This window comes from Methylobacterium sp. Leaf361 (assembly GCF_001424445.1).
GTDB lineage: Bacteria > Pseudomonadota > Alphaproteobacteria > Rhizobiales > Beijerinckiaceae > Methylobacterium.
In genome coordinates this window covers 81,528-92,247 of the sequence record NZ_LMPY01000013.1, presented here as the reverse complement: position 1 = coordinate 92,247, position 10,720 = coordinate 81,528, and the positions used below count along the sequence as shown (strand labels likewise).

The window sequence follows — 10,720 nt, the reverse complement described above, 5'->3', positions numbered from 1 at the left end:
TGATCGTGCCGGTGGCCATGGAGGAGAAGCTGCGCTTCGCCATCCGCGAGGGCGGCCGCACCGTCGGCGCCGGCGTCGTCGCCGCCATCAACGACTGACGATCGATCCGGGGCGGCGCCGCGCGCCGCCCCGCCTCTCCGACGCCGGCCCCCGTCTCGACGGGGGCCGGCGTCGTCGTTTCGGGCGGGCGGGGTTCTGTCGGCGCCGCTTCCCGCCCGCTTCCCGCCCGCTTCCCGCAAGCGACCCCTTGCAAGCCGCGCCGCGATGGGGCATTGGGCGGTGCGCTAGGAGTGTAGCTCAACTGGTCAGAGCGCCGGTCTCCAAAACCGGAGGTTGCGGGTTCGAGTCCCTCCACTCCTGCCAGACATTCAGCCCGATCCCGCGCGGCGGCCCGGTCGACAAGCCGGGGGAGTTGCGCTAGAGCGGGCGCAATCCGAGATCTGAAGCGACCGTCGGTGCGGGCCCATCCGGGTCCTCGGCGCCGACATTCGCATTCCCGGATGCGGTCTCTGCCTCGGGGCCGAACACGCACAGACACTGGCGCCATGGCATCGAACGAAGCGACCAAGAAGGTGGACCTGGTGCGCGGCGCGGCCCGCGGTCCCGCGAATCCGCCGCCCGCCCGGCCCGCGACCCCCGCCCGCGCGCCGCAGAAGCGCGCCACGCCGGGCGAGTTCTTCGCCCAGGTGCGCGACGAGGCCCGCAAGGTCACGTGGCCGAGCCGCCGGGAGACCACGATCACGACCATCATGGTGTTCGTGATGGTCGTCGCCGCGAGCCTGTTCTTCACGGTCGTGGATCAGGCCCTGCGCTTCTTGGTCGGCCTGATCCTGGGCGTCTGAGAAATCCTGGGCGTCTGGGGGCGGCTCGCCGCCGATCGGGGGTGACCCCGGGGACTTGTCGGAGTTGAACGGAACCGTGTCGAAGCGCTGGTACATCGTCCACGCCTACTCGAACTTCGAGAACAAGGTTGCCCAGTCCATCAAGGACCAGGCGGCCCAGCGCGGGCTGACCGAGCTGTTCGACGAGGTGATGGTCCCGACCGAGAAGGTCGTGGAGGTCCGCCGCGGCCGGAAGGTCGACGCCGAGCGCAAGTTCTTCCCCGGCTACGTGCTGGTGAAGTGCGACCTCACTGACGAGGTCTACCACCTGATCAAGAACACCCCGAAGGTCACGGGTTTCCTCGGGGCCGACAAGTCGAAGCCGGTGCCGATCCCGGACGCCGAGGCCGAGCGGATCAAGGGCCAGGTCGCCGAGGGCGTCGACCGGCCGAAGCCCTCGATCTCCTTCGAGATCGGCGAGACCGTCCGGGTCGCCGACGGCCCGTTCGCCAGCTTCAACGGCACCGTCGAGGAGATCGACGACGCCCGCTCCCGCCTCAAGGTGGCCGTGTCGATCTTCGGCCGCGCCACGCCGGTCGAGCTCGAATACGCCCAGGTCGAGAAGGCCTGAGCCCCCGATCGCGGCGGCCCTCCGGCCGCCCGTCCGTTCCGGTCGCCGCATCCCCACCGGGTGCGGGGACCGCGAAGCCGCCGCGTTCCGCTGAGGGCGCGGCACCATCCGCGGGAGAACCGCCCGGCTTCGCCTCCGGGATCCACGGCTCGCACCGCGACCTGCAACCGTCCGACCCGCCGCGCTTCAGGCCGCACGGGGGCGGATTTTCATTGGGAGCAGTCCCATGGCGAAGAAGATCACGGGCTATGTGAAGCTTCAGGTCCCGGCCGGCGCCGCCAACCCGTCGCCGCCGATCGGCCCCGCGCTCGGTCAGCGCGGCCTCAACATCATGGAATTCTGCAAGGCCTTCAACGCGAAGACCGCGCAGATGGAGAAGGGCACCCCGATCCCGGTGATCATCACCGCGTATCAGGACCGCTCCTTCACCTTCGAGATGAAGCAGCCCCCGGTCACCTTCTTCCTGAAGAAGGCCGTCGGCCTGAAGCTCGGCAAGAAGCCGGCCTCCGGCTCGAAGACCCCGGGCAAGGGCCCGACCGTCGGCAAGATCACCGAGGCGCAGCTTCGCGAGATCGCCGAGAAGAAGATGCCCGACCTCAACTGCGACACGGTCGAGTCGGCCGTCGCGATGATCCGTGGCTCCGCGCGGGCCATGGGCCTCGAAGTCGTCGCGTAAGGGAGGGCAGCATGGCTAAGGAAGGCAAGCGCATCCGCGCCGCCCGCGAGGGCATCGAGGCGACCAAGCTCTACGCGCTCGACGAGGCGATCAAGCTGGTCAAGGAGCGGGCGACCGCGAAGTTCGACGAGACCGTCGAGGTCTCGATGAACCTCGGCGTCGATCCCCGCCACGCCGACCAGATGGTCCGCGGCGTCTGCAACCTGCCGAACGGCTCCGGCCGGACGGTGCGCGTGGCGGTCTTCGCCCGCGGCGCTAAGGCGGACGACGCCAAGGCCGCGGGTGCCGACATCGTCGGCGCCGAGGATCTCCTCGAGATCGTGCAGAGCGGCAAGATCGAGTTCGATCGCTGCATCGCGACCCCCGACATGATGCCGCTGGTCGGCCGTCTCGGTAAGGTGCTGGGCCCGCGCGGCCTGATGCCGAACCCGAAGGTCGGCACCGTCACCATGGACGTGAAGGGCGCCGTCGCCGGCGCCAAGGGCGGCTCGGTCGAGTTCCGCGTCGAGAAGGCCGGCATCGTCCATGCCGGCGTCGGCAAGGTGTCGTTCGACGCCGACAAGCTCGTCGAGAACATCAAGGCCTTCGCGGACGCCGTCGCCAAGGCGAAGCCCGCGGGCGCCAAGGGCACCTACGTCCAGCGCATCGCCGTCACCTCGACGATGGGCCCGGGCGTGAAGGTCGAGCCGAACACGGTCCTGACCGCCTGAGGCGGGACGAATCGTCGACGCTGCGGAGCGCCCGGCCGGGAACGGCCGGGCGCTCTGCGTTCGCGGGAGCGGGATCGGTGCTCGTCCCTGTCTCGGACCTGTCTCCGACGCAGGCCTGTCCAGGGCGCGAGGCAGGCGCGGAATACGGTCGGGGACGCGACAGGAAGACAAGCCGCGATGGGCCGGCCCGAACCTGCGTCCCTCACGCCATTCTTAACCGCCGAGGGGGGCGCCAACGGCCGCGGCTGTGCTAGATAGGCCGGCATGCGATGCACCCTGACGGTCACCTCCAAGCGACGCATCCTGTGCGTCTTTCCCGCCTACACGCCGTCCTTCGGGACATTCTCCCACGCCTACCCGCTGATGGGCGGGGTGAAGGCGTTCATGCCGCCGCAGGGGCTGCTGCTGATCGCGGCCTACATGCCGGAGGCTTGGGAATGCCGGTTCATCGATGAGAATATCCGCCGCGCGGGCCCGGCCGACTTCGCCTGGGCCGACGCGGTCTTCGTCTCCGGGATGCACATCCAGGAGCCGCAGATCCTCGACATCCGCGACCGCGCCCGCGCGGCCGGGAAGGTGACGGTGCTGGGCGGCCCCTCGGTCTCGGGCGCGCCTGAGAAGTACGGCGACTTCGACTACCTCCATATCGGCGAGATCGGCGACGCCACCGACCAGCTCGTCGCCCGCCTCGACGCGGACCTCACGCCGCCGCCCGCCCAGGTGGTGCTGGAGACCAAGGATCGCCTCCCGCTCGCGGACTTCCCGGCTCCCGCCTACGAGGCGGCGCCGCTCAAGCGCTACCTGATCGGCTCGCTGCAATTCTCCTCGGGCTGCCCGTACCGCTGCGAGTTCTGCGACATCCCGCAGCTCTACGGCCGCCAACCGCGGCTCAAGAGCCCGGAGCAGATGTGCGCCGAGCTCGACGCCATCGTCAGCCAGCCGGGCCACCCGGCGGTGGTCTACTTCGTCGACGACAACTTCATCGGCAACCGCAAGGCGACCCGCGAGATGCTGCCGCACCTCGTGGAATGGCAGAAGCGGAACAACTACCCGCTCCAGTTCGCCTGCGAGGCGACGCTGAACATGGCCAAGCAGCCCGAGATCCTCGAGCTGATGCGACAGGCCAACTTCATGACGGTGTTCGTCGGCATCGAGACGCCGGAGGCGGAGGCGCTCAAGGGCATCGACAAGACCCACAACGCCGCCGTGCCGATGTACGAGGCGATCGAGACCCTCAATTCCTACGGGCTGGAGGTCACCTCCGGCATCATCCTGGGCCTCGATTCCGACACCGACAAATCCGAGCAGAACCTGATCGACTTCATCGACCGCTCGGCGATCCCGGTCCTGACCATCAACCTGCTCCAGGCGCTCCCCAAGACCCCGCTCTGGGACCGGCTGGAGCGCGAGGGCCGGCTGCTGCACGACGCCAGCCTCGAATCGAACGTCCTGTTCAAGCGGCCCCACGACTCGGTGGTGAGCAGCTGGCGCCGCGCGATCGCGCACGCCTACGAGCCGGAGAGGATCTTCGAGCGGTTCAAGCACCAGTGCGCGGTGACCTACCCGAACCGGATCACGACGCCGACGGCCGGCAAGCTCACCTTCACCAACCTGCGCCGCGGCCTGATCCTCGGTTTCAACATCATCACCCGGGTCGGGATCTTCTCCGACTACCGCAAGCCGTTCTGGAGCGCGGCCGGCTACGCGCTGAAGCGCGGGCAGATCGAGGCGGTGTTCAACATGGGCTTCGTCGCCCACCACCTGATCCGCTTCACCCGCGAGGCCCTGCGCGGCGAGCACAACGCCTCGTTCTACGCCGCGAAGGCCGCGGAGGCGAAGGAGGCCCGCGACCGCAGCTGGTGGGAGGCCGCGCGGCGCAAGCTCGTGCCGGAGCGCGAGGCGGCGTAGCCCGGGATCCCGGGCCGCTCCGAGCGATGCGGTCGCGGCAAGGCTCCTGCGCAAGTCCTTGCCTGCGGCGGAAAAGTCGCGTTCCGGCCCTTGGCAGGCGGCTTGCTAGGCTCTATACACCGCGCCTCACGCATTTCATCCTCACGGAAGGAGAACGGCCGATCGGCCGGTTTCCGCTCGAAATGTCGCCCGGGCAACCGGGTGGCACTGGCCGGAAGGATCCCAGGGGCGACGAGCCCCGCGGAGCCTTGTCCGGCCATGTCCTGTCCGAGACTGCAGGTGCCGGTTCGCCGGCTTAATCCGCCAGCCTGCACAGACGGGGAAGACCGAATTCGAAAAGCCTCGCCCCGGCCCCGGCCGCGGAGGGGTGTCGGTTTGAACCAACTCGCCCGAGGCGGCCTCCAGGGGCACGCGCGGGGACAGGGCCGCGAAGCGTCGTTCGGACGTTCCCGGTCTTCCTGAAGGCCGAGACCACGTCCGGGCGGCATGTGCAACCGGCGGACCCGAGACCGGGTTCCGCCAACCGGAGAGAGCCCAGTGGACCGGACAGCTAAAGCTGATCTCGTCTCGACGCTCAACGGCGTGTTCAATCAGAGCGCCGTCGTCGTCGTGGCCCACTACAAGGGCCTCACGGTCGCCGACATGCAGAAGCTGCGCGCGCAGATGAAGCAGGCCGGCGCCACCGTGAAGGTCGCCAAGAACAGCCTCGCCGGCATCGCACTCGATGGCACGGACGTCGCCTCCATCAAGCCGCTCCTGAAGGGCCCGACCCTGCTCGCCTATTCCGGCGATCCGGTCGCTGCCGCGAAGGTCGCGGTCGATTTCGCCAAGGTCAACGACAAGCTCGTGATCCTCGGCGGCGCGATGGGGAAGACCGCCCTGAACCCGGACGGCGTGAAGGCGCTCGCCTCGCTCCCGTCCCTCGACGAACTGCGCGCCAAGATCGTGGGCCTCGTGCAGGCGCCCGCGACGAAGATCGCTCAGGTCGTCAACGCGCCGGCTTCCAAGCTCGCCCGCGTGTTCGGGGCCTATGCCAAGAAGGACGAGGCCGCCTGAGGCCCTTCAAAATCCATCCATTCAAACCGATATCTGAGAGGAATTCAAAATGGCTGATCTCGCCAAGCTCGTCGACGACCTGTCCTCGCTGACCGTGCTCGAGGCCGCTGACCTGGCCAAGATGCTCGAGGAGAAGTGGGGCGTCTCGGCCGCCGCTGCCGTCGCCGTCGCCGCCGGCCCGGCCGCCGGTGGCGCCGCCGCCGCCGTCGAGGAGCAGACCGAGTTCACGGTCGTCCTCGCCTCCGCCGGCGACAAGAAGATCGAGGTCATCAAGGAGGTCCGCGCGATCACCGGCCTCGGCCTCAAGGAGGCCAAGGACCTGGTCGAGGGCGCGCCGAAGCCGGTCAAGGAAGGCGTCGCCAAGGACGAGGCCGAGAAGCTCAAGGCCCAGCTCGAGAAGGCCGGCGCCAAGGTCGAGCTCAAGTAAGCCGACGATGGGCCGGTCCCGGCCCATCACCCCACGGAGGCTCCGCGCGAGCCTGTCGTGACCGGAGCCCGCGGGTCAGCGCCCGCGGGCTTTAGGCCGCTTCGGCGGATGGTCCCGCGAGGGACCGGCAAGAGATTCGGTTCGGTGGCGCGGCCCGGCGGGGCGCGCGTCACGGCCCGGTGCGGGAGGTCCCTTTCGGGAACGCTTCCCCGGGCGCGAGGCACGCGGGTAGGAGCGAGGTCACATGGCCAACACGCTGGTCGGTCGCAAGCGCATTCGGAAGTTCTTCGGCAAGATCAAGGAAGTTGCCGAGATGCCGAACCTCATCGAGGTTCAGAAGGCGTCCTACGACCAGTTCCTGATGGTCGACGAGCCCGAGGGCGGGCGCGCCGACGAGGGGCTGCAGAGCGTGTTCAAGTCGGTGTTCCCGATCTCCGACTTCGCCTCCACGGCGCTGCTCGAGTTCGTGCGCTACACCTTCGAGGCCCCGAAGTACGACGTGGACGAGTGCCGCCAGCGCGGCATCACCTTCGCGGCGCCGCTGAAGGTCACGCTCCGCCTCATCGTGTTCGATGTCGATCCCGACACCCAGGCCAAGTCGGTCAAGGACATCAAGGAGCAAGACGTCTACATGGGCGACATGCCCCTGATGACGGAGAACGGCACCTTCATCGTCAACGGCACCGAGCGCGTCATCGTCTCGCAGATGCACCGCTCGCCGGGCGTGTTCTTCGACCACGACAAGGGCAAGACCCACTCGTCGGGCAAGCTCCTGTTCGCCGCCCGCATCATCCCGTACCGGGGCTCCTGGCTCGACGTCGAGTTCGACGCCAAGGACATCGTGCACGTCCGCATCGACCGGAAGCGCAAGCTGCCGGCGACGTCGCTGCTCTACGCCCTGGGCCTCGACGGCGAGGAGATTCTGTCGACCTTCTACAACAAGGTCGTCTACGACCGGGACGGCGCCGACTGGCGCGTGCCGTTCGACGCCGAGCGCATGAAGGGCATGAAGGCGACCGTCGACCTGGTCGACGCCGATTCCGGCGAGGTCGTGCTCGAGGCCGGCAAGAAGCTGAATGCCCGCAACGCCCGCCAGATCACCGAGAAGGGCACCAAGTTCCTCAAGGCGACCGACGAAGATCTCGTCGGCCAGTACGTCGCCGAGGACCTCGTCAACGTGCAGACCGGCGAGATCTGGGCCGAGGCCGGCGAGGAGGTCACCGACAAGCTCCTGAAGAGCCTGGAGGAGGTCGGGATCACCGAGCTGCCGGTGCTCGACATCGACCACGTCAACATCGGCCCCTACATCCGCAACACGCTGGCGGTGGACAAGAACTCCAACCGCGAGGGCGCGCTGTTCGACATCTACCGGGTCATGCGCCCGGGCGAGCCGCCGACCCTCGAGACCGCCGAGGCGATGTTCCACTCGCTGTTCTTCGATTCCGAGCGCTACGACCTCTCGGCGGTCGGCCGCGTGAAGATGAACATGCGCCTCGACCTCGACGCCGCCGACACCGTGCGCACCCTCCGCAAGGAGGACATGCTGGCGGTGGTCAAGGCGCTCGTGGAACTGCGCGACGGCAAGGGCGAGGTCGACGACATCGACCACCTCGGCAACCGCCGCGTCCGCTCGGTGGGTGAGCTCATGGAGAACCAGTACCGCCTGGGCCTCCTGCGCATGGAGCGCGCCATCCGCGAGCGCATGAGCCAGGTCGACATCGACACGGTCATGCCGCAGGACCTGATCAACGCGAAGCCCGCGGCCGCGGCCGTGCGCGAGTTCTTCGGCTCGTCGCAGCTGTCGCAGTTCATGGACCAGACCAACCCGCTCTCCGAGGTGACGCACAAGCGCCGCCTCTCGGCGCTGGGCCCGGGCGGTCTGACCCGCGAGCGCGCCGGGTTCGAGGTGCGCGACGTGCACCCGACCCATTACGGCCGCATCTGCCCGATCGAGACGCCGGAAGGCCCGAACATCGGCCTGATCAACTCGCTCGCCACCTTCGCGCGGGTGAACAAGTACGGCTTCATCGAGACCCCGTTCCGCCGCGTGCGCGACGGCGTGGTCACCGACGAGGTCGCCTACCTCTCGGCCATGGAGGAGGCGAAGTACTACGTCGCCCAGGCGAACGCCCAGATGGACGAGGCCCGCAAGCTCACGGAGGACCTCGTGGTCTGCCGCCGGGCCGGCGAGGTGATCGTCGTGGGGCCCGAGCGCGTCGACCTCATGGACGTGTCGCCGAAGCAGCTCGTCTCGGTGGCCGCGGCGCTGATCCCGTTCCTCGAGAACGACGACGCCAACCGCGCGCTGATGGGCTCGAACATGCAGCGCCAGGCGGTGCCGCTGGTCCGCGCCGACGCCCCGTTCGTGGGCACCGGCATGGAGGCGGTGGTCGCCCGGGATTCCGGCGCCGCCATCGCGGCCCGCCGGGCCGGCATCGTCGACCAGGTGGACGCCACCCGCATCGTCATCCGCGCCACCGAGGAGGCCGACGCCAACAAGCCGGGCGTCGACATCTACCGGCTGCAGAAGTTCCAGCGCTCCAACCAGTCGACCTGCATCACGCAGAAGCCGCTGGTCCGCGTCGGCGAGTTCGTCAAGAAGGGCGAGATCATCGCCGACGGTCCCTCGACCGAGTTCGGCGAGCTGGCGCTCGGCCGGAACGTGCTCGTCGCGTTCATGCCGTGGAACGGCTACAACTTCGAGGACTCGATCCTGCTCTCCGAGCGGATCGTGAAGGATGACGTGTTCACCTCGATCCACATCGAGGAGTTCGAGGTGATGGCCCGCGACACCAAGCTCGGGCCGGAGGAGATCACCCGCGACATCCCGAACGTCTCCGAGGAAGCGCTCAAGAACCTCGACGAGGCCGGCATCGTCTACATCGGTGCCGAGGTGAACGCCGGCGACATCCTCGTCGGCAAGATCACCCCGAAGGGCGAGAGCCCGATGACGCCGGAGGAGAAGCTGCTCCGCGCCATCTTCGGCGAGAAGGCCTCGGACGTGCGCGACACCTCCCTGCGGGTGCCGCCGGGCGTCACCGGGACCATCGTGGAAGTCCGCGTGTTCAACCGCCACGGCGTCGACAAGGACGAGCGCGCCCAGGCGATCGAGCGCGAGGAGATCGAGCGCCTCGCCAAGGACCGCGACGACGAGCAGGCGATCCTCGACCGCAACACCTACGCCCGCCTCGCGGACGTGCTGATCGGCCAGGCGCCGGTGGCCGGCCCGAAGGGCTTCCGGAAGGACACCACGCTCACCCGCGAGCTGATCAACGACTACCCGCGCTCGCAATGGTGGCAGTTCGCCGTCATCGAGGACCGTCTCATGACCGAGATGGAGGCGATGCAGAAGCAGTACGACGAGTCGAAGAAGCGCCTCGAGCAGCGCTTCCTCGACAAGGTCGAGAAGCTGCAGCGCGGCGACGAGCTGCCCCCCGGCGTCATGAAGATGGTCAAGGTCTTCGTGGCGGTGAAGCGCAAGATCCAGCCGGGCGACAAGATGGCCGGCCGTCACGGCAACAAGGGTGTCGTGTCGCGGATCGTGCCGATCGAGGACATGCCGTTCCTGGAGGACGGGACGCATGCCGACATCGTGCTCAACCCGCTGGGCGTGCCCTCGCGCATGAACGTCGGCCAGATCCTGGAGACGCACCTCGGCTGGGCGGCTGCGGGCCTGGGTCGCAAGGTGTCGAAGGCGGTGGATGCCTATCTGAAGTCGCAGGACATCGCGCCGCTGCGGGAGGAGATGAAGGCGATCTACTCCCCCGGCGAGCTCGACGGCCTGACGGACGAGGAGCTGGCCGAGGCCGGCAACAACGTCCGCCGCGGCGTGCCGATGGCCACGCCGGTCTTCAACGGCGCCAAGGAGGCCGACATCGAGCAGATGCTTGAGATGGCCGGTCTCGACCGCTCGGCGCAGTCGACGCTCTACGACGGGCGGACCGGCGAGCCCTTCGACCGCAAGGTGACGATGGGCTACATCTACATGCTGAAGCTCCACCATCTCGTGGACGACAAGATCCACGCGCGCTCGATCGGCCCCTACTCGCTCGTCACCCAGCAGCCGCTGGGCGGCAAGGCGCAGTTCGGCGGCCAGCGCTTCGGCGAGATGGAGGTCTGGGCGCTGGAGGCCTACGGCGCGGCCTACACGCTGCAGGAGATGCTCACGGTGAAGTCGGACGACGTGGCCGGCCGCACCAAGGTCTACGAGGCGATCGTCCGCGGCGACGACACGTTCGAGGCCGGCATCCCCGAGTCGTTCAACGTGCTCGTCAAGGAGATGCGCTCGCTCGGCCTTAACGTCGAGCTGACGTCCTCCAAGAAGGCGGCCAACGACCAGCTTGAGCCCCCGGCCGACGCGGCCGAGTAAGCCAGCGAGAAAACCTCCCGTGGCGGCGGTTCCCGCCGCCACGGTCGAGCGGGGAGGGGAGGGGCCTTCCAGGGTTCGACGACGGTGAGCAGCGCCCGCGCGGGGCGCGGCGCCGGATCTTT

General features: G+C 68.5%; 8 protein-coding genes, 1 tRNA gene and 1 pseudogene. All 10 read left to right on the top strand.

What is annotated here, in order from left to right; all coding sequences use genetic code 11:
• Nucleotides 1–98 (top strand): annotated as a pseudogene (locus ASG32_RS32405) (elongation factor Tu); the annotation flags it as partial.
• A gap of 188 nt (nt 99–286) precedes the next feature.
• Nucleotides 287–363, top strand: a tRNA-Trp gene (locus ASG32_RS12545).
• A 182-nt stretch (nt 364–545) separates the two neighbouring features.
• On the top strand, nt 546–842 hold the full coding sequence (gene secE / locus ASG32_RS12540) for a preprotein translocase subunit SecE (RefSeq protein ID WP_056526345.1): 297 nt from the start codon (nt 546–548) through the stop codon (nt 840–842).
• 76 nt (nt 843–918) lie between these two features.
• Complete coding sequence (nusG, locus tag ASG32_RS12535) at nt 919–1,452, top strand: transcription termination/antitermination protein NusG (RefSeq protein ID WP_012320778.1); 534 nt, start codon at nt 919–921, stop codon at nt 1,450–1,452.
• Nucleotides 1,453–1,678: 226 nt separating this feature from the next.
• Nucleotides 1,679–2,128 carry a 50S ribosomal protein L11 gene (rplK, locus tag ASG32_RS12530; RefSeq protein WP_010686899.1) on the top strand — a complete coding sequence of 150 codons (450 nt, stop codon included), beginning with the start codon at nt 1,679–1,681 and terminating at the stop codon, nt 2,126–2,128.
• An 11-nt stretch (nt 2,129–2,139) separates the two neighbouring features.
• Entirely contained in the window at nt 2,140–2,838 is a 699-nt protein-coding gene (gene rplA, locus ASG32_RS12525; RefSeq protein ID WP_020096224.1) for a 50S ribosomal protein L1, read from the top strand.
• Between the two features lie 264 nt (nt 2,839–3,102).
• Nucleotides 3,103–4,746, top strand: a complete 1,644-nt coding sequence (locus ASG32_RS12520; RefSeq protein WP_056526342.1) for a B12-binding domain-containing radical SAM protein — start codon at nt 3,103–3,105, stop codon at nt 4,744–4,746.
• Nucleotides 4,747–5,283: 537 nt separating this feature from the next.
• Nucleotides 5,284–5,802, top strand: a complete 519-nt coding sequence (gene rplJ, locus ASG32_RS12515; RefSeq protein ID WP_056526339.1) for a 50S ribosomal protein L10 — start codon at nt 5,284–5,286, stop codon at nt 5,800–5,802.
• Nucleotides 5,803–5,851: 49 nt separating this feature from the next.
• Nucleotides 5,852–6,229 (top strand): 50S ribosomal protein L7/L12, encoded by a 378-nt coding sequence (rplL, locus tag ASG32_RS12510; RefSeq protein ID WP_056526337.1) that lies wholly within the window; start codon nt 5,852–5,854, stop codon nt 6,227–6,229.
• 244 nt (nt 6,230–6,473) lie between these two features.
• Nucleotides 6,474–10,598: a DNA-directed RNA polymerase subunit beta gene (gene rpoB / locus ASG32_RS12505; protein WP_056526333.1), complete on the top strand. Its 4,125-nt coding sequence runs from the start codon at nt 6,474–6,476 to the stop codon at nt 10,596–10,598.
• The last annotated feature ends 122 nt before the right edge of the window (nt 10,599–10,720 follow it).